General features: G+C 71.9%; 15 protein-coding genes. 10 read left to right on the top strand and 5 right to left on the bottom strand.

Features of this window, described 5'->3' with window-relative positions:
- Positions 1 to 19: 19 nt before the first annotated feature.
- Together ABTZ99_RS26735 and ABTZ99_RS26730 are read right to left on the bottom strand one after the other, a co-directional pair.
- Positions 20 to 838 (bottom strand): mechanosensitive ion channel family protein, encoded by an 819-nt coding sequence (locus ABTZ99_RS26735; protein ID WP_499614975.1) that lies wholly within the window; start codon positions 836 to 838, stop codon positions 20 to 22.
- Between the two features lie 223 nt (positions 839 to 1,061).
- Positions 1,062 to 2,573 carry an alpha/beta hydrolase gene (locus ABTZ99_RS26730; protein WP_498773521.1) on the bottom strand — a complete coding sequence of 504 codons (1,512 nt, stop codon included), beginning with the start codon at positions 2,571 to 2,573 and terminating at the stop codon, positions 1,062 to 1,064.
- Positions 2,574 to 2,689: 116 nt separating this feature from the next.
- Here ABTZ99_RS26730 and ABTZ99_RS26725 point away from each other — a divergent pair, with 116 nt between their 5' ends.
- From ABTZ99_RS26725 to ABTZ99_RS26700, 6 genes are all read left to right on the top strand, one after another.
- Positions 2,690 to 3,865 carry a PucR family transcriptional regulator gene (locus ABTZ99_RS26725; protein ID WP_498773519.1) on the top strand — a complete coding sequence of 392 codons (1,176 nt, stop codon included), beginning with the start codon at positions 2,690 to 2,692 and terminating at the stop codon, positions 3,863 to 3,865.
- A 173-nt stretch (positions 3,866 to 4,038) separates the two neighbouring features.
- Complete coding sequence (locus ABTZ99_RS26720; RefSeq protein WP_498773517.1) at positions 4,039 to 4,989, top strand: ACP S-malonyltransferase; 951 nt, start codon at positions 4,039 to 4,041, stop codon at positions 4,987 to 4,989.
- Between the two features lie 11 nt (positions 4,990 to 5,000).
- Positions 5,001 to 5,963: a beta-ketoacyl-ACP synthase III gene (locus ABTZ99_RS26715; RefSeq protein WP_498774077.1), complete on the top strand. Its 963-nt coding sequence runs from the start codon at positions 5,001 to 5,003 to the stop codon at positions 5,961 to 5,963.
- Positions 5,964 to 6,024: 61 nt separating this feature from the next.
- Positions 6,025 to 6,264, top strand: a complete 240-nt coding sequence (locus ABTZ99_RS26710) for an acyl carrier protein (RefSeq protein WP_053720023.1) — start codon at positions 6,025 to 6,027, stop codon at positions 6,262 to 6,264.
- Positions 6,261 to 7,496 carry a beta-ketoacyl-[acyl-carrier-protein] synthase family protein gene (locus tag ABTZ99_RS26705; protein WP_498773514.1) on the top strand — a complete coding sequence of 412 codons (1,236 nt, stop codon included), beginning with the start codon at positions 6,261 to 6,263 and terminating at the stop codon, positions 7,494 to 7,496. The genes ABTZ99_RS26710 and ABTZ99_RS26705 overlap by 4 nt, the downstream gene beginning before the upstream one ends.
- 23 nt (positions 7,497 to 7,519) lie before the next feature.
- Complete coding sequence (locus tag ABTZ99_RS26700) at positions 7,520 to 8,947, top strand: acyl-CoA carboxylase subunit beta (protein WP_499614971.1); 1,428 nt, start codon at positions 7,520 to 7,522, stop codon at positions 8,945 to 8,947.
- 103 nt (positions 8,948 to 9,050) lie between these two features.
- Here the strand turns inward: ABTZ99_RS26700 and ABTZ99_RS26695 are convergent, their stop codons facing one another.
- Positions 9,051 to 9,629: a hypothetical protein gene (locus ABTZ99_RS26695; RefSeq protein ID WP_498773510.1), complete on the bottom strand. Its 579-nt coding sequence runs from the start codon at positions 9,627 to 9,629 to the stop codon at positions 9,051 to 9,053.
- Between the two features lie 497 nt (positions 9,630 to 10,126).
- On the opposite strand from ABTZ99_RS26695, the gene lanKC reads away from it, so the two are divergent.
- The 4 genes from lanKC (at position 10,127) to ABTZ99_RS26675 (ending at position 16,286) form a co-directional block, all read left to right on the top strand.
- The gene (gene lanKC, locus ABTZ99_RS26690; protein WP_499614968.1) at positions 10,127 to 12,667 is read left to right on the top strand and encodes a class III lanthionine synthetase LanKC; all 2,541 of its coding nucleotides are present in this window, start codon (positions 10,127 to 10,129) and stop codon (positions 12,665 to 12,667) included.
- A gap of 34 nt (positions 12,668 to 12,701) precedes the next feature.
- Positions 12,702 to 12,866: a SapB/AmfS family lanthipeptide gene (locus ABTZ99_RS26685; protein ID WP_230566808.1), complete on the top strand. Its 165-nt coding sequence runs from the start codon at positions 12,702 to 12,704 to the stop codon at positions 12,864 to 12,866.
- 130 nt (positions 12,867 to 12,996) lie between these two features.
- Complete coding sequence (locus tag ABTZ99_RS26680) at positions 12,997 to 14,589, top strand: ABC transporter ATP-binding protein (protein ID WP_499614965.1); 1,593 nt, start codon at positions 12,997 to 12,999, stop codon at positions 14,587 to 14,589.
- A complete protein-coding gene (locus ABTZ99_RS26675) occupies positions 14,589 to 16,286 on the top strand; it encodes an ABC transporter ATP-binding protein (RefSeq protein WP_499614962.1) in 1,698 nt (565 codons plus the stop codon). Before ABTZ99_RS26680 ends, ABTZ99_RS26675 begins: the two co-directional genes overlap by 1 nt.
- A gap of 309 nt (positions 16,287 to 16,595) precedes the next feature.
- On the opposite strand, the gene ABTZ99_RS26670 is transcribed toward ABTZ99_RS26675, so the two are convergent.
- Entirely contained in the window at positions 16,596 to 17,099 is a 504-nt protein-coding gene (locus tag ABTZ99_RS26670) for a DUF3145 domain-containing protein (protein ID WP_123743506.1), read from the bottom strand.
- Between the two features lie 349 nt (positions 17,100 to 17,448).
- Positions 17,449 to 18,915, bottom strand: a complete 1,467-nt coding sequence (locus ABTZ99_RS26665; RefSeq protein WP_499615028.1) for a S8 family peptidase — start codon at positions 18,913 to 18,915, stop codon at positions 17,449 to 17,451.
- Between the last annotated feature and the right edge of the window lie 74 nt (positions 18,916 to 18,989).

The following is an 18,989-nucleotide window of genomic DNA, read 5'->3' as shown; positions in this document are numbered from 1 at the left end:
GTCGGCGTTCTCGGGGGTGTCAGCGCCCTTCGGGGCGGGGCGGCATCTGCATGCCGGCGGGCGGGGTCGGCGGGTCCACCGGGCCCTGCCTGGCCGGGCGGGCCGCGGCGGTCACGGGCTCCTGCGCGCGAGCCGTCGCCGAGTCCTCCGCGCGACGCGGGGCGGGCGTGATGTGCGCCGACTCCTCCTGGATGCGGTTGAGCCAGCCCTCCCAGCGCTGCTGCATCGGGCGGATCAGGCCGCCGCCGACGCCGATCACGATCACGCCGCCGACCGTGGCCAGCACCGTGATGAGGACCGGCATGGTGACCGCGACGGCGATGCCGAGCTGGTTGAGCGCGGCGATGACACCGAGCGCGACGATGAAGCCGTACGTGATGTTGCCCAGGATCCGCGCGTACGGGCGGCCGCCCAGCGCGCCGGTCACCAGGCCCTTGAGGGCCTTGCCGATCGCGGCGGCGACGAGCACCAGGACGATGGCCACCACGATGCGCGGCAGGTACGCGATGACGTCGTTGAGGAGGGCGCTCACCGCGTTGCCGGTGCCGAACACGCCGAACGCGAGCTGCAGGGCGATCAGCAGCACGAAGTAGTAGACCAGCTTGACGATCAGGTTGGAGGCGTCGATCGGGGACTTCGACATCGCGCCGCCGAGGCCGGACCGCTCCACGAGCCGGTCGAAGCCGACCCGCTTGAGCAGGAACCCGACCGCCTTGGACAGCGCCTTGGCGATCAGCCACCCGATGAACAGCACGACCAGGAAGCCGAGGAGTTTCGGCACGAACGTGGCCACCATCGTCCACGCCTGCCCGAGTCCTTCGGTGATCTGGGTACCCACGACGACCCTCCTTCGCTTTCGCTTGTGGTCGAGATCGTTTCTCAGCCCGCATCACCCGGCAACCTGAAGTGGTGGCACGAAAGGGTGACTGACGTGGCGGTTCTCGCGTCGGCAGTCCAGAGTGGAATCACCGGTGGGGACCGGGGAGAGGGAAACGCCCGGCGCGGAGGTTCTCGCGCCGGGCGTTTTCGCGTCTCGTGCTCGCCTGGGTGGCGGTCTCGATTCAGAACAGGGCGGACAGGCCGCGGCCGGCGAGGTAGGCCTGCACGTGCGCCGCCGAGGTCGCCTGGTTCACGTCCGGCCGCGGGTCGCCGGGGCAGTTGGAGCTGCTCGGCGGCAGCACGCCGTCGATGAGGTACCGGTTGACGGCCCGGTCCACGCACGCGTTGCCGCTGCCGTAGACGCCGTGCTTGCCCTCGTCCCGCACGGTGACCAGGTTGTGCCCGAGGCGTTCCGCCATGGCCGGTCCGCTCTCGTACTGGGTCTGGGTGTCGCCCTCCGCCTGCACGATCACCCCGACGGGGTAACCCTCGCGCTTGAGGGTCACGGGGGGCTCCGGCGGCGTGAAGCTGCGGAAGGCGCACGTGGTCGGCGCCGCGCGCAGGACGCCGAAGCCGTACGGGTAGCGGTCGCGGAAGACCCTCATGTCCTCGTAGTACGTCTCGAGGTCGGTCGGCCAGTCGACCTCGCACGTCACCGTGTGGAACACGCCGGAGACCAGCTCCTCGCGCGCCTCGCCGGCCATCAGCGCGCCGGACTCGGACGACGAGCCCGCCTTGAGCCCGGCCACCAGCACGGCGAGCTCGGACCACAGTGGACGGTAGCGCGCGCCGACGCCGACGGCCGCGTCGAAGCGGGTGCGGTCCTGCTCGCCGACCGGGGCTTGGGCGAGGGTCGTCGCGACCGCCTCGACGGTGCCCACCACCTCTTCGGCGGTCGCGCCGAGGGCGAACCGGGCGTGGTGCTCGGCGACCCAGGCCGACCACGCCTCGACGTTGCGCCGGTACGCCACCGCCTGCGCCCGGAACTGCTCGCGCCAGACCCACTCCGGGTGCACGGCCGAGTCCAGCACGCTGCGGTCCAGGCGCGCCGGGAACAGCGTGCCGTACACCGCGCCCAGGTAGGTGCCGTAGGAGTAGCCCAGGTAGTTGATCTTCTCCTCGCGCAGCACGGCCCGCACCACGTCGAGGTCGCGCGCGGTGTTGGCGGTGTTGACGAACGGCCGGATGCCGCCGGCGGAGCGGTGGCAGGCGTCCTCGGCGGCCTGCGCCTCGGCGGCCCACTTCGGGAACTCGGAATCAGCCGGTCGGGTGTCGATGGTGGCCAGTTCCGGGACCGTGCGGCAGTTCAGCGCGGTCGACCCGCCGACGCCGCGCGGGTCGAACCCGATCAGGTCGTACACCTTCGCCAGCTCGCTGCCGGCCAGGAACGACGGCATGCCCAGGCCCGAGCCGCCCGGACCGCCCGGGTTGAGCACGAGGACGCCGCGCCTGCGAGCGGGCTCCAGGGCCTTCTTGCGGCTGATGACCAGCGATATCCGCTCGGCGCCCGGTCGTGCGTAGTCCAGCGGCAGCACCAGTTCGGCGCACTCCAGCTGCTGCTTGCAGGCCGACCAGGTGAGCTGCTGGGCGTGGAACTCGGCCAGCGGATCGCCGCGCTCCGTTCCGAACGACGGCACGACCGCCGTCGCCAGCACGGCGGCGACCACCAGGCCGACTGACATGTACCTGCGCACGAGACCCTCCCAGGCGAGCCGGTCAGAACGCCACCGACGGTAAGGGGATCGGCGCGGAGCGTCAGGGCGTGTCACTCGTTGGTGGCGTTGTGCGCACCCGTGCGATCGTGAGGGGTATGACCAGCTCAACCTCGTTGTCGCGGGCCACCTTGCGAACGCTGCAACGGGCGTCGGGCGACCTGGCCGCGGCGAGCGTGGCCGAGATGGAGGAGCGCCTGCCCTGGTTCCGGCGGATGCCCGCCGACCAGCGGGCGGGCGTGCTGCTGCTGATCCAGAACGGGGTCGCAGGGTTCGTGTCCTGGCTGCACGACCCGCAGCAGGCGATCCGGCTGACCGCCGAGGCGTTCCGCTCCGCGCCCAAGGACATCTCGCGGTGGGTGAGCCTGCGGCAGACCGTGGAGCTGGTGCGGATCGCGCTGGGGCTGTTCGAGGAGCTGCTGCCCAAGCTGGCCGAGAACGAAGCCGAGCGCGCGTTGCTCACCGAGGGCGTGCTGCGGTACGGGCGGGAGATCGCGTTCTCCGCGGCCACGTCGTACGCGGCGGCGGCCGAGGCGCGCGGCGCGTGGGACGCCCGGCTGGAGGCGCTGGTCGTGGACGGCATCGTGCGTGGCGACGCGGAGGAGTCGTTGCTGTCGCGGGCCACCGCGCTCGGCTGGGACCCGGCCGCCGAGGCGACCGTGCTGGTGGGCAACCCGCCGTCGGACGACCCGCCGGCGGTGGTGTTCGAGGTGCGCAGCCGGGCGGCCCGGGTCGGGCGGCCGGTGCTGCTGAGCGTGCAGGGCTCGCGGCTGGTCGTGGTGGTCGGCGGCGAGACGGAGCGCAGCGAGTCGCTGGTGCGGATGTCGGAGGCGTTCGGGCCGGGCCCGGTGGTGGCCGGCCCGACCGTGACGAGCCTGGCCGACGCCCACCGCAGCGCGGGCGACGCGCTGTCCGGGCTGCGGGCCGTCGTGGGGTGGCCCGCCGCGCCACGGCCGGTGCGGTCGCTCGACCTGCTGCCGGAGCGGGCGCTGGCGGGCGACCCGGAGGCCGAGTGGCAGCTGGTCGACCGGGTGGCCAGGCCGCTGGAGGAGGCGAGCGGCTCGCTGCTGGAGACCGTGGACGCGTTCCTCGAGGTGGGCGGCGTGCTGGAGGCGTGCGCGCGGAAGCTGTTCGTGCACCCGAACACGGTGCGCTACCGGCTCAAGCGGGCCACCGAGCTGACCGGGCGCAACGCGAACGACCCCCGTGACGCCCTGGTGCTGCGGGTCGCGCTCGCCGTGGGACGACTGGCCCGTGCCCGCGGTCTTTGGTGACCCATGCGGACGACCCCCGTCCGAGTGTGACGGACGACGCATCTGGCGTTTGGGCCGGGATCGACAACACGCGACGTCGTTCTACGTTCATCTACGAGTCACATTTGTAGAGACCCTACAAGCCACGGTCTCCGGTTTCGTCAGTGGCGACATCACCGGAAAGCGCCCCGAGCGTGTTCAGTGAGCGGGTGATCGCGCTCCTCGCCCCCGGACAGGGGTCCCAGACACCCGGCATGCTCGCACCCTGGCTCGAGGTCGAGGGTGCCGCCGAGCGCGTTGCCGCGTGGTCCGAGGCAACCGGTCTGGACCTGGCCCGGCTGGGCACCACGGCGGACGCGGACGAGATCAAGGACACCGCCGTCACCCAGCCGCTGGTGGTCGCGCTCGCCCTGCTGGCCTACGAGGAGCTGCGCCGCCGGGTCGAACTGCCCGCCGACACCATCGTCGGCGGCCACTCGGTCGGCGAGCTGGCCGCCGCCGCCATCGCGGGCGTGCTGAGCACCGACGACGCCGTGGCGCTCGCCGCGGTGCGCGGCGCCGAGATGGCCGCCGCCTGCGCGTTGACGCCGACCGGCATGGCCGCGGTGCTCGGTGGCGAGGAGGACGAGGTGCTGGCCCGGCTCGACGAGCTCGGCCTGGTCGGCGCGAACCGCAACGGCGCGGGCCAGATCGTGGCCGCGGGCCCGCTGGACGCGCTGGCCGCGCTCGTGGAGCAGCCGCCCGGCCGGGCGAAGATCCGCACGCTGAAGGTCGCGGGCGCGTTCCACACCCGGTTCATGGCGCCCGCCGAGGAGGCGTTGCGCGCCCGTGCCGCCGGGATCGTGGTGAAGGACGCCGCGCTGCCGCTGCTGTCCAACGCCGACGGCGCGGTCGTGTCCGCCGGCGACGAGGTGCTGAGCCGACTGATCTCCCAGGTGACCCGCCCCGTGCGGTGGGACGCCTGCCAGGCAACCCTGGCCGGGCACGGCGTGACCGCGGTGGTCGAACTGCCGCCCGCGGGCGCGCTGACCGGCCTGGCCAAGCGCGAACTGAAGGGCACACCCACCTTGGGCCTCAAGACCCCCGACCAGCTCGACCAGGTCGTCGAGATGATCACGGCGACACCGTCGGAGGTGGCCGAGTGACCACCTTCTCCATGCCGACCGGCTCGGTCGGCACCCGCATCCTGGGCCTGGGCAGCTACCAGCCCGAGACCATCGTCAGCAACCACGACCTGAGCCTGCGGATGGACACCTCGGACGAGTGGATCCGCGACCGGGTCGGCATCGCCAACCGCCGCGTGGCCAAGCCGGACGAGCTGCTGGTCGACATGGCGGTCGAGGCGGGCGTCAAGGCCGTGGCCGACGCCGGGTTGACGCCGTCGGACATCGGCGCGGTCATCGTGGCCACCTGCACCATGCCGTCCCAGATCCCCAACGCGGCGGCGCAGGTCGCCGACCGGATCGGGATCGCGGGCGCGCCCGCGTTCGACCTGAACGCCGCGTGCGCGGGCTTCTGCTACGCCCTGGGCACCGCGTCGGACCTGGTCCGGGCGGGCACGGCGAAGCACGTGCTGGTCATCGGCGCGGAGAAGCTGACCGACTGGGTCGACCCCGGCGACCGGTCCACCGCGATCATCTTCGCCGACGGCGCGGGCGCGGCGGTCGTGGGTCCGTCCGAGGACCCGGCCATCGGCCCGGTGTCGTGGGGCAGCGCGGGCGACCTCGTCGACATGATCCACATCAAGGACCGGGCGTCGTTCATCTTCCAGGAGGGCCAGTCGGTCTTCCGCTGGGCGACCACGCAGATCGCGCCGATCGCGCTCAAGGCGATCGAGCTGGCCGGCCTGCAGGTGTCCGATGTGGACGTCTTCGTGCCGCACCAGGCGAACCTGCGCATCGTCGAGGCCATCGCGAAGCGGTTGCACGCCAAGGGTGCGCGTGAAGACCTCGTGATCGCGCGTGACATCGTGGACTCCGGCAACACCTCGTCCGCTTCGATCCCCCTCGCGCTGGACCACATGCGCGCGGCGGGAGAGGTGCGCAGCGGTGACGTGGCGCTGCTCGTCGGCTTCGGAGCGGGCCTGTCCTACGCGGGACAGGTCGTCCGGCTGCCGTGACCGCAAATCGAGACTCCGGTGGGACCAACCAGCCGGCGAAGCACGAAGGAAGGGATTTTCAGTGAGCAACGAGGACATCCAGAAGGGGCTCGCCGAGATCGTCGAGGAGGTCGCCGGTGTCGAGGCGGCCGACGTGACGGCTGACAAGTCCTTTGTGGACGACCTGGACATCGACTCGCTGTCCATGGTGGAGATCGCCGTGCAGGCCGAGGACAAGTTCGGCGTGAAGATCCCGGACGACGAGCTGGCCAACCTCAAGACCGTGGGCGATGCGGTCAACTACATCGCCAGCAACGCATGACCAGTAGCAACGACGTCGTCGTCACCGGGCTGGGTGCCACCACCCCGCTCGGTGGCGATGTCGCCTCCACCTGGGATGCGCTCCTGGCCGGCCGCAGCGGTGTGAAGCCGCTGATCGGTGGCTTCGCGGAGCGGTTCGAGCTGCCCGTGCGGATCGCCGCGCAGCTCGCGGTCGAGCCGACCGAGGTGCTGCCGCGCGTCGAGGCGCGCCGGCTGGACCGCTGCGAGCAGGTCGCGGTGGTCGCCGCCCGCCAGGCGTGGGCGGACTCGGGGCTCGGCGAGGACGAGGTCGACCTGGAGCGGCTGGGTGTCGTGATCGGCACCGGCATCGGCGGCGCGATGACGCTGCTGGACCAGGACGACCTGATCGAGGCGTCCGGCCTGCGCAAGGTCTCGCCGCTGACCGTGCCGATGCTCATGCCCAACGGCCCGGCCGCGCACGTCGGCCTCGCCCTCAAGGCGCGCGCGGGCGTGCACGCGCCGGTGTCGGCCTGCGCGTCCGGCGCCGAGGCGCTGGCCTGGGCGTGGCGGATGCTCAAGACCGGCGAGGCGGACGTGGTCGTGGCCGGTGGCGCGGAGGCGTGCATCACCACCATCACCATGGCGGGCTTCATCCAGGCCCGGACCATGAGCACCCGCAACGACGACCCGGAACGCGCGTCGCGCCCGTTCGACGTCAACCGGGACGGGTTCGTGCTCGGCGAGGGCGCCGGGATCATGGTGCTGGAGCGCGAGGACTTCGCCCGCGCCCGCGGCGCCCGGATCTACGGCAAGCTCGCGGGCATCGGCACCACCTCCGACGGCTACCACATCACCGCGGCCGACCCGGAGGGCATCGGTCAGTCCCGGGCCATCACGAAGGCGCTCCGCTCCGCGGACGTCGACCCGGCCGACGTCGGCCACGTCAACTGCCACGCGACGTCCACCCCGGTGGGCGACGTGATCGAGCCGCAGGCCGTGCGCCGCGCGATCGGCGACCACCCGGTGCTGACCGCGCCCAAGGGCAACCACGGCCACCTGCTCGGCGCCTCGGGCGCGGTGGAGGCGATCACCACGCTGCTGTCGGTCCGCGACGGCATCGTGCCGCCGACGCTGAACCTGGACGACCAGGACCCGAGGGTGCAGCTGGAGGTCGTGACCGGCGAGCCGCGCAAGATCGAGCTGAGCGCCGCGGTGAACAACTCGTTCGGGTTCGGCGGGCACAACGTGTCGCTCGTCTTCACCCAGGCCTGATCCGTCCCACGAGGAGCTCCGCGATGACTGCCCTTGCGTCCAGGCCGGTGGACCCGGTCGCGGACGGCGACGCCGACCCGCGCGATCCGGAGGTCCGGCTCGCGCAACTGCTCGACCCGGGGTCCGTCGCACCGCTGCGGCCCCGCGACGGCAGCGGCATGTTCGCCGTGCGCGGCCGGATCAACGGCGCGAAGGTGGTCGCGTACTGCAGCGACGCCACGCGGATGGGTGGCGCGCTCGGTTCCGAGGGGTGCCGGCACATCGTCGAGGCGATCGACGTCGCGGTGCGCGAGCGCACACCGGTGATCGGCGTCTGGCACTCCGGCGGCGCGCGGCTGCCGGAGGGCGTGGAGTCGTTGGACGGCATGGGCCAGATGTTCGCCGCGATGATCCGGGCGTCCGGCCGGGTGCCGCAGATCTCCGTGGTGGTCGGCCCGGCGGCGGGCGGTGGGGCGTACGGCCCGGCGCTGACCGACGTGGTGATCATGGCTCCGGCCGGCAAGGTCTTCGTGACCGGGCCGGACGTGGTCCGCTCGGTGACCGGCGAGCAGATCGACATGGACGGTCTCGGCGGCGCGGAGGCGCACGGGCGCAAGTCCGGTGTCGTGCACGTGATCGCGGACGACGAGCCGGACGCCTACGAGCGGGCGCGGCGGATCACCGGGCTGTTCGCCCAGCCCGGCGTGTTCGACCTGCACTCGGTGCCGGACGGCGACGACCTGCGGGCGTTGCTGCCGGAGCAGCCGCAGCGGGCCTACGACGTCAAGCCGCTGGTGCGGGCGATCCTGGACGACGACTCGTTCGAGGAGTTGCAGGCCAAGTGGGCGCCGAACGTCGTGGTCGGCCTCGGTCGGCTCGGCGGGCGCACGGTCGGCGTGATCGCGAACAACCCGATCCGCAAGGGCGGGTGCCTCGACTCGCTGTCGGCGGAGAAGGCGGCGCGGTTCGTGCGGATGTGCGACGCGTTCGGCGTGCCGCTGCTGGTGCTGGTGGACGTGCCGGGGTACTTGCCGGGCGTCGGCCAGGAGTGGGACGGCGTGGTGCGGCGCGGCGCGAAGCTGCTGCACGCGTTCGGCGAGGCGGTCGTGCCGCGGGTGACGTTGGTGACGCGCAAGTCGTACGGCGGCGCGTACATCGCGATGAACTCGCGGTCGCTCGGCGCGACGGCGGTGTTCGCGTGGCCGATCGCCGAGGTGGCCGTGATGGGCGCCAAGGCCGCGGTCGGCATCCTGCACCGCAAGAAGCTGGCCGCCGTGCCGGACGAGGAGCGCGAGGCGTTGCACGCGCGGCTCGTCGAGGAGCACGAGCGGATCGCGGGCGGCGTGGACCGGGCGATCGCGATCGGCGTGGTGGACGAGGTCGTCGAGCCGACCAGGACGCGGCGCAAGTTGGCGCAGGCCCTCGCGGCGGCGCCGGCGGGCCGGGGCGCGCACGGCAACATCCCGCTGTAGGGGGTGCCGGCGTTCGGTGGGGTCGCCGCAGTCGGGGGGCGACCCCACTGCCGCGTGTTCCGAACGTCCGGCTCGGGGGTCCTGAACGCAGGGACACGCGTGGTCAGCAGGCGGTGAACTGGGAGGTCGAGCCCTCGGTCCCGAGGTCGACCCGGAACGCGCCCCGTTCCTCCTGCAAGGGGTAGACGACGCGCCAGTGGATGCAGTCGGCCTGGAGCTCGGCCGGCGCCTTGACCACGTCCTGGGTGCTGGTGAACGTCATCAGCACCCGCAGCCTGCTCTGCGAGACCGACTCGATCCGGTGCACCAGGATCGACCCGTCCCGCGAGCTCTCGTAGTCCGACAGCCACCGCGACTTCGGCGTCTGGCCGACCCGGTGCGCGGTCACGGTCTTGGCCCACTGCTCGTAGTCGTGGCCGTTGATCGCGTCGAAGAACTGCTGGAGCACCTCGCGCACGCGCTGGCCGTCGGGGTGCTGCGCCGCGTCGACGCTCAGCTGCACGACCCCGCTGCCCGGCTGCGCGCTGCGGGGCACCGAACCGGACTGCCCCGAACCGGGCGCCGCGACCTGGTCGCCCTGGGGCACGGTGGGCCGCTGGTAGGCCTCACGCGCCAGCACGCCGACGCCCGCGGTCGTGGCGGCGATCAGGAGCACGGCGGGCAGCAGCAGGCGTGCGGACACCCTTGGAGGGTGCCACAGCACCCGCACGTGCCGGTAACCACCCGGACGGCCCAGCGGATGACCCGCACAATGCGGTTTGAACGCCCGGACACCACTACCCACAATGACCATCAACCGGTCGAATCCGCACTTTCCCGCAATATAGGGACGACACCGTCCCGAATAGCCGGAACAGAACCCGACCGGCTCTTGCGACACGCTCCGTGACCGATCCCGCAATTCAGCGGAGAAGCCTCGAAACCGCAGGTGAGCACCGTCGAACGCGAAGAACGATCGCGTTTCGTTTAGTCTCCTCCGGTAGGCGGTTTCCGCACTCTCGTGAGGCTAAACATCGCGATCGGGTGACTTCTGAGCACCTATACCCACCTGCAGTGCGAAACCGAGCCCTACTCATTCGCACGAACGGACGTCAACACCCCCCGAAATGGTGGATTGGCTTGTCCGCCACCGACGTGCGGGAATAACCCGGTCCCGCAAATCGCAAGGAGGCGAATCCCGTGGACCTCCGCTATGAGGCCTACTGCTTCGCGGACCGTCTGTTCTACGACGTGCAAAGCCACGCGGAAACCGCCGAAGACGATTTTTCGCAAGTGCTCCCCGCGTTGCCGGAAGGGTGGACGCAGGGTGACCGCAACATCTGGCGGCACGTGCACCCCGAAGGCGTCGCACTGCCCAAGCAGGGCTGGAAGGTGCACGTCTCGGCCACCGTGCTGAACGCGGGCGAAGTGCTGCTGAAGTCCTACGAGTACCTCATCGCGCGCCGCATCCCCTTCAAATACCTGCGCACCCGGTCGATCGTGCTGGCCCGCAACTCGAAGTACGCGCCGCGCGAGGGCAGCGGCAAGCTCATCACCATCTACCCGGCCGACGAAGCGGAACTGGAGTCGACGCTCCTCGAGTTGTCCGAGATCCTCGACGGCCAGGCGGGCGCGTACATCCTCAGCGACCTCCGCTACGGCGCCGGTCCGTTGTTCGTCCGCTACGGCGGGTTCGTCGAGCAGTGGCTGGAGCGGGACGGCAAGCGCGTGCTGGCCATCGAGGGCCCCGACGGCGCGCTCGTGCCCGACCAGCGCAAGGCGACGTTCTGGCTGCCGGACTGGGTGAAGCTGCCCGCGTGCCTGGAGGAGCACCTGGCCGTGCGCCGGTCCGGTGACGCCGACGCGTTCCCGTACCGGGTGGTCCAGTCGCTGCACTTCTCCAACGGCGGCGGTGTGTACGAGGCCGTCCGCAAGGCCGACGAGACCCAGGTCGTGCTCAAGGAAGCCAGGCCGCACGCCGGGCTGGACCGCGAGAACGTCGACGCGGTGGCCCGGTTGCGCCGGGAGCACGCGATGCTGACCAGGGTGGCCGGGGTGCCCGGCGTGCCCGAGGTCTACGAGCACTTCACCGCCTGGGAGCACGAGTTCGTGGCCATGGCCCGGGTGCCGGGCGTCCCGCTCGGCCAGTGGCTGGGCCACAACTACCCGCTCACGCACCACGAGGTCACCGACGAGGCGATCATCGCCTACGCCGAGCGCGCCCTGAAGCTGGTCGCCGACATCGAGCGGATCGTGGCCGCGGTGCACGAGCGCGGTGTCGTGTTCAGCGACCTGCACCCGCTCAACGTGCTGGTGGACGACGACGACTCGGTGTCGCTGATCGACTTCGAGCTGGCGTTCGGCATCGAGGAGAACGGCAGGCCGACGCTCGGCGCGCCGGGCTTCCAGGCGCCGCCGGACCGCACCGGCTTCGAGATCGACGAGCACGCGCTCGCCGCGCTGCGGCTCTACGTCTTCCTGCCGCTCAACGCCGTGATCGAACTGGCGCCGGTGAAGCTGCGCTCGCACGTCGACTTCGTCCAGCGCCGGTTCGGCCTGCCCGACGAGTACTGCGCGAAGATCCTGGCCCACCTGACGCCGCGCGGCGACACGCCGACCGTCGCCGCCGCCAACGCGCTGGAGGTGCCCGAACCCGACTGGCAGGTGGTGCGCAAGTCGATCGCCGCGGGCATCCTGGCGAGCGCCACGCCCCAGCGCACCGACCGGCTGTTCCCCGGCGACGTCGAGCAGTTCGAGGTCGGCGGCGCGGGGTTCGGCTACGGCGCGGCCGGCGTGCTGCACGCGTTGGACGTGACCGGCATGGGCCGCTACCCCGAGCACGAGCAGTGGCTGCTGGACGCGGTGCGCCGCGAGCCGCCGAAGGAGCCCGGCTTCTTCACCGGCGCGCACGGCATCGCGCACGTGCTGGAGAACTTCGGCCACCACGACCTGGCCGGGGAACTGGTCGCCTCCTACGCGCAGATGGTGCCCGACACCCGCGACCACGGCCTCAGCGCCGGTCTCGCCGGCATCGGCCTGAACCTCCTGCACTTCGCGGGCACGCGGGACGACGAGTCCTACGCGACCCAGGCTCTCGCGCTGGGCGAACGGCTCGACACCGCGCTCGCGAACGCCGAGCCGCCCGGCCCGAAGGCACGTGCGGGCTTCGAGCACGGCTGGTCCGGCCCGGCGCTGCTGTTCCTCCGGCTGTTCCAGCACACCGACGACCGCCGCTGGCTCGACCTCGGCGTGCGGGCGCTGGAACGGGACCTGGCCGAGACGATGACCGCGCTGGACGGCTCGACGCAGGTCCGCGACGGCAACTTCCGCACCCTGCCGTACGTCGGCGTGGGCAGCGCGGGCATCGCGCTGGTGCTCAACGAGTTCCGCCTCGCCGCGCCCGACCTCCCGGTCGTCGAACGCCTGCCGGAGCTGGTCGGCGGCACGACCGGCGAGTTCGTGATCCAGCCGGCGCTGATGCTCGGCCGGGCCGGCCTGCTGGCCACCCTGGCCCACGCGAACGGACCGCGGACCGCGATCGACCGGCACCTCGCCGCCCTGTCCTGGCACGCCGTGCCGTACCAGGAGGGCCTGGCGTTCCCCGGCATCCAGTTGCGGCGGCTCTCGATGGACCTCGACACCGGCGGCGCGGGCGTGCTGCTCGCCCTCGGCGCCACCTTGGACGGCACACCCGTGCTGCCGTTCCTCACAGCCCCGGCCCTCTCGGACCGGTCGCAGTAACCCTTTTCGATCCCCCGAAACACTAGGAGCGACAATGGACTTCATCCTCGACATGCAGGACCTCGAGACCCCCGAGGCCCAGTCGAACGCGATGGCCAGCGGCGGCAGCAGCGGCGGTGGCGGCGGCAGCACCACGGCGTCCAACGCCTCCCTGCTGCTCCCCTGCAGCCACTCCACCGTCAGCCTGGTCCTCTGCTGACCTCCCGCCACGCGGGTCCGGGTGAGCGGCGCAGTCGAAGTGCGCCGCTCACCCGGCTTTTTCCACCGCGAGATCGCCTCGCGAGGTCATGATGCGCCCAACCGCGGCAATCGCCTAGGAGTCCCAGATCGTGGTGCTGTCCGCCGTCGTCCGTCGCGATCTCCGGTGGCTGCTGCTGGCGCTGAACGCGCTGCCCGCCACCGTCGCCGGGCTGCTCCTGCCCACCGCGCTGGCCTCGGCCGTCGACATGGCGCTGGGCGGTCGGCTGGACAGCGGCACGGTGTGGTGGCTGGTCGGACTCGCCGGCGTGGAGGTGCTCGGCGACGCGATCGGCGTGGTGCTGGCCGCGGCGATCACCGCGCGCGGCGCGGCTTGGCTGCGCCACCGCCTGACCGCCCACCTGCTCGCGCTGGGCCACCCGGCCCGCTTCGAGCCCGGTGACGCGGTGAGCAGGCTGACCGGCGACAGCGCGATCGCGGGCGGTGTCTCCGTGCTCGCGGTCAACCTGGGCATCTCGGTGGTCACCGCCGCCGGCGCGATCACCGCGTTGGCGCTGCTGGACTGGCGGCTCGCGCTGGTGTTCCTGCTCAGCGTGCCCCTGGCGGCCCTGCTGGTCCGCTCCCACCTCCGCCTCACGGCGGCCGACGTCGCGACTTATCAAGAGGTGTCAGGCGAGTTGTCCGCACGACTGGTGGACGCCGTCGGCGGCCTGCGCACGATCGCCGCCTCCGGCCGCGCCGACCAGGAAGCCGACCGCGTCCTGCGCCCGCTCCCCCGGCTGACCGCCGCCGGCGTCGGCATGTGGAGCACCCAGGCGCGGATGATCTGGCGGGCCGGCCTCCTGCTGCCCGCCGTGGAGCTGGCCGTCCTGACCGCCGCCGGCTTCGGCGTGGTCGCGGGCCGGCTGAGCGTCGGCGACGTCCTGGCCGCACTCGGCTACGTCGCACTGGGCATGACCGTCGTCGGCCAAACCGCCCTGCTCACCGCCCTCCAGCGGGCCAGGGCATCCGCCCGACGACTGGAGGAAGTCCTCTCCACCCCCGTGCCGCCCCACGCGCCACCAAGCCCGACCACGACCGGCGAAGTGGTGCTGACCGGAGTGAACGTCCCGGGCGCGCTGCACGACGTCGACCTGACCGTGCCGCCCGGGACCTTCGTCGCCGTGGTGGGCCGGTCCGGCTCGGGCAAGTCCGCGCTGGCGGCGGTGATCGGCGGCCTGACCCAGCCGTCGACCGGGCAGGTCCGGCGAGGCGGATCCGTCGGCTACGCCTTCGAACGCCCCGCGCTGGTCGGCGCCACCGTCGCCGACGCCGTCCGCTACGGCACCTCGCTGACCCGGGCCGACGTGGAAGCGGCCTGCCGCGCCGCCCAGGTCCACGACGTCGTGGTGCGCCTGCCCGAGGGTTACGACACCCCGATGGCCACCGCGCCGATGTCCGGCGGCGAGGCGCAACGGCTCGGCCTGGCCAGGGCGTTCGTGCGCGACCCGGCCGTCCTCGTGCTCGACGACGCCACGGCCAGCCTCGACATGGTCACCGAGTCCACTGTGGAGCGCGCGGTCGAGTCGGCCCTGCCCGGCCGGACGCGGGTGGTCGTGACCCACCGCGCCGCCACCGCCCGCCGTGCGGACACCGTCGTCTGGCTGGACGACGGCCGGGTGCGCGCGGTGGGACCGCACGCCGAACTGTGGGACGACGACGAGTACCGGGCGGTGTTCGGCTGATGACCTACCTGCGGGCGTTGCGCGAACAACGGCGCGGCATCGTGGTGCTCCTCGGCTGGTCGGTGCTCGAAGGCGTGCCCGCCCTGCTCTCCGGCCGCCTGGTCGGCCTGGCCGTGGACCGCGGCTTCGCCGCCGGCCGCCCGTGGGTCGGCGTCGGCTGGCTGCTGCTCTTCGCCGCGGTGGCGGTGCTCGGCGGCTTCGGCCTGCGCCAGGTCTTCATGCGCTTGGGCGCGGTCGTCGAGCCACTGCGCGACGCCCTGGTGCGCCAAGTGGTGCGCGGCGTCCTGCACGCGGGCTCGCAAACCCGCCAACCGGACGCCAGCGCCGTCGCCCGGATCACCCGGCACGTCGAAGTGGTCCGCGACGCCACCGCCGGCGTCCTGGTCCAGGCCCGCGCCCTCCTGGTGACCACCGCCGCCGCCCTGATCGGCCTCGCCGCCACGGTCACGTCCCTGGCATGGCTCGTGATCCTGCCCGTGATCGCCGCCCTGATCCTGTTCACCCTCCTGCTCCCCTCCCTGGCCCGCCGTCAACGCACCCTCGTCCTGGCCGACGAACAAGCCGCCGCCGTCGCCGGCACGGTGTTCCTCGGCATCCGCGACGTCACCGCCCTGACCGGCGCCGACCACGCCCTCCGCGACGTGGCGGAGCAGGTGGACCGCCAGGCCTCCGCCACCGTCCGGATGGCCTTCGCCACCGCGCTGCGCGGCGTCGTGATCGCTTTGGGCGGCTTCGCCCCACTGGTGTTGTTGCTGCTCATGGCCCCAGGAATGGTCCGCGCGGGAACCCTGACGGTCGGCGACGTCCTCGCCGCCGTGGTCTACCTGAGCACCAGCGTCCAGCCCGCACTGCGCCGCCTGGCCGACACGACCAGCACCATCGTGCTGCGGCTCGTGGTGGCGTTGCGCCGGCTGGCCGAGGCCGCACCACCGATCGCCGCGCCGGCCGGCGACGCCATCCCCGAGAGCAACGACCTGGAACTGCACGGCGTGACGTTCGGCTGGAGCCCCACGGCCGAACCCGTCGTCCGCTCCCTGGACCTCGCCCTACCGGAAGGTTCCCACCTGGCCGTGATCGGCCCGAGCGGCATCGGCAAGTCCACCTTGGCCGGCCTGATCACGGGCATGGTGGAACCACAGGAGGGACTCGTGCGCTTCGGCGGCGTCCCCGTGCGCTCCGTCGCCCCCGAAGCGCGCCACGAGCGAATCGCCCTCGTCCCCCAAGAGACCTACCTCTTCACGGGCACCGTCCGCGAGAACCTGGCACTCCTCGCACCAACCGCATCAGACGCCGCCCTGCTGACCGCCGCCGAAGCCGTCGGCGCATCAGCCCTGATCACCAAGCTGGGCGGCCTCTCCGGAACCGTGGGCCACTCCGCCGGCGGCCTCTCCGCCGGAGAAGCCCAACTCCTGGCGTGCGCCCGCGTCTACGCCTCACCTGCCGACGTGGTGATCCTGGACGAGGCAACCTCAGCCCTCGACCCGTCCGCGGAAGCCCGGGTGGAACAGGCCTTCGCCACCCGCCACGGCACCCTGATCGTGATCGCCCACCGCCTCTCCTCGGCCCTGCGGGCAAACCTGGTCCTCCTGATGGACGGCGGCCCACCACTGCTGGGCAGCCACGAGGACCTACTGGCCACCTCTCCCCTCTACCGGGACCTCATGGCCGCCTGGCAACCAACCCCAACCGCCTCCTGACCCACCCACAACGCCCCCACGCGCCAACCTTCTGCACAACGGCCCCGCAACCGCCCCACCAGGGCCGCCACCCATCACCCACCCACAACGGACCCGCAACTCCCCCACCCAGGCCCGATTTGACATGGGTTCGGGTGCTTTAGGCTGGTCGAAGCCGGCAGGCCTGGCGGGACGCTCTTCCCCGCCGGGCCCGCCGGCTTTGGCCTGCCTGGAGTGCCCGTAAGGGCCCCATGTCAAATCGAGCCGGACCTGAGCGTGACCACCGAGCCGAACTTGACTTGGCCCCGCGCACTCACATCGAACCGGCCGTCATCCAACCCGGTGCAACCAAGTCACCGGCGCGCCATCGCCCGCCCGCCGGAACGGTTCCAGGGCGTCATCCCAGGCCGCGCCCAAGATCTCATCCACCCCGTGCGCGAATGACTCGCCACCTCTACTCCGCGCGGCCAGCGCTCGGAGTTGGTCTTCTGAAACAACTATGTCGCCGTTGGCACTGGTGCGCGCGTGCCACAACCCCAACACGGGCGCGAAGCAGTACCTCACGCCGTCCACTCCCGGACTCGGGTCTTCCGTCACCTCGAACCTGAGCATCGGCCACGCCCTGAGCGCGGACACGAGTCGGGCACCGGTGCCGGCATCACCGGTCCAGTTGCATTCGGCGCGCAACTGACCAGGCGCCGCGGGTTGCGCCGCCCACTTGAGGTCCGCTCGCTCACCGAGGGTGCCCGAGATCGCCCACTCGACGTGCGGACAGACCGCAGACGGCGACGAGTGGACGTAGACCACGCCACTGCTGCTGCCACGGGTGCTCACAGCTGACCTCCGCTACTCGACGAGGGACGTCTTCCCCTACGACCTCTCGAGGATGCGGACGATCTTGCGAATTCCCGACTTGGTCATTCTGCCCGCTACGGCACCAGTCCGCCATAAGAACCATCGCGTTCCTCACCCAGGCGGGTCAGATACAGGACTTTCGACCCTAAATCAGCGACCTCGCGACCCGAGACCGGGCCGCGAGGTCACTTTCCGGGATCACCCCGGCACGTTCACGTGATCTTCAGGCCGCCGCAGCGGCACCAACCACAGCCGGACCGACCACCGCCGGACCAACCACAGCGGCACCAACCACCGCGGCACCAACCCGCGATCACACCGCCCGCGATCACACCGCCCCCAACGCCCTCACCGCCGCCACCACGTCGACCAACCCCGTCCCCTTGTCGTAGCTGGTCGTGTACGGCCCGACGACCTGGTACCCCGACCCCACCCCCGCCGCGTACTTGTACGCCGTCGACTTCAACGCCGCCTCGACCTGCCCGGCCGTCGCACCGGGCCTGGCCTGGAACAACTGCGCCACGATGCCGGTGATGTGCGGCGCCGCCATCGACGTGCCGCTGATCGTGTTGAACGTGCCGACATCCAGCAACCCCGGCCCGTTCTGCGGCTGCAACCCGGTCGCGCAGATCACCAGGTACGGCCGGCACGCCGACGTGATGTCCTCACCGGGCGCGGAGATGTCCGGCCACGTCGACGAGTCCGTCGCCAGCCCGCGCGACGAGTACTCCGACACCGCGCCGTCACGCGTCCCCGTGCCCAGGTCGTGGTACGACGCCACCGACAGCACACCGGGCGTCGGGTCCTGACCGGCCGGGTTGGACAGGTTCGCGCTCCCGTCTCCGCCGTCGTTGCCGTTCGCCCACACCGTCACGACGCCCTCGGCCGCCAGCGCCCGCTGCAACTTGACCGTCGTCGAGTTCGGGTCGAACGCGCCGCCGCCGGACGGTCCGTACGAGTTGTTGACCGCCTTGATCGGCGGGCAGACCGACGCCGGGACACCCGCGCCGCACGGCGCCCGGTGGTTCTCCAGCACCCAGTTCAACGCCGCGTCGGCCCCGATGATGAACAGCACCGCGCCGGTCGAGATCACCACGGCCTTCGCACCCGGCGCCGCGCCGCGCACCACCGTGCCGTCGCTCAACGTCGTGTCACCGCCGACCGCGATCCCGGTGACGTGCGTGCCGTGCCCGCCCACCGACAACAGATCCGTGTCGACCGACGTCGGCACGTCGAGGATGCACCCGGTCCCCGCGCTCGCTTCGTCCAGGCACACGCTCTTCAGGTTGCGCACGATCTTGGTCTGGCCGTTCGCCTGCCGGAACGCCGGGTGCGTCGGGTCCACGCCCGAGTCGATCACCGCGACCGTGACGCCGCTGCCGTCCAACGCCAGCCCGTTCGCGCCGGTCAGGGTCTGCCGCGCCGCCAGCCCGCGGGTCGCCGTGTGCGACGTCGACCCGGTGAACTCGATCGGCCGGTTCGCCTCGACGTACGTCACGCCGACCGCCGACCGCGCGGCCGTGATCTGCGCGGCGGTGCCGCGCGCCGCGACCACGCCGATCCGGTCGAAACCGGTGATCCGGCTGAGCCCGGCCTCCCTCACCGCCCTCTCGGCGGCCGCGAGATCGGCGCCGTGGACGAACACCGTCCCGGCCCGACCACCGGACAGTTCACCACTGGACAGCTGGCTGGCGAGCAACGTCGACACGGGGGCGAGCAGGCCGGCGGAGGCGGACGGAACGACCGCTACCGACAGTGCCAGCGTGCCCGCCGCGAGCAGGGCGGCTTTGCGCATCACGGACAAACCTCCAATGCAGGGTTGAGCAACCCCTTAACGAGTCACACACGTTCAGGTGATGGTCGTCACGC

Origin of the sequence: Actinosynnema sp. NPDC002837, assembly GCF_040295345.1 — a bacterium.
Classification (GTDB): domain Bacteria; phylum Actinomycetota; class Actinomycetes; order Mycobacteriales; family Pseudonocardiaceae; genus Actinosynnema.
Note: the sequence above shows the minus strand (reverse complement) of the source record. Positions and strands in the feature narration are given on the sequence as shown.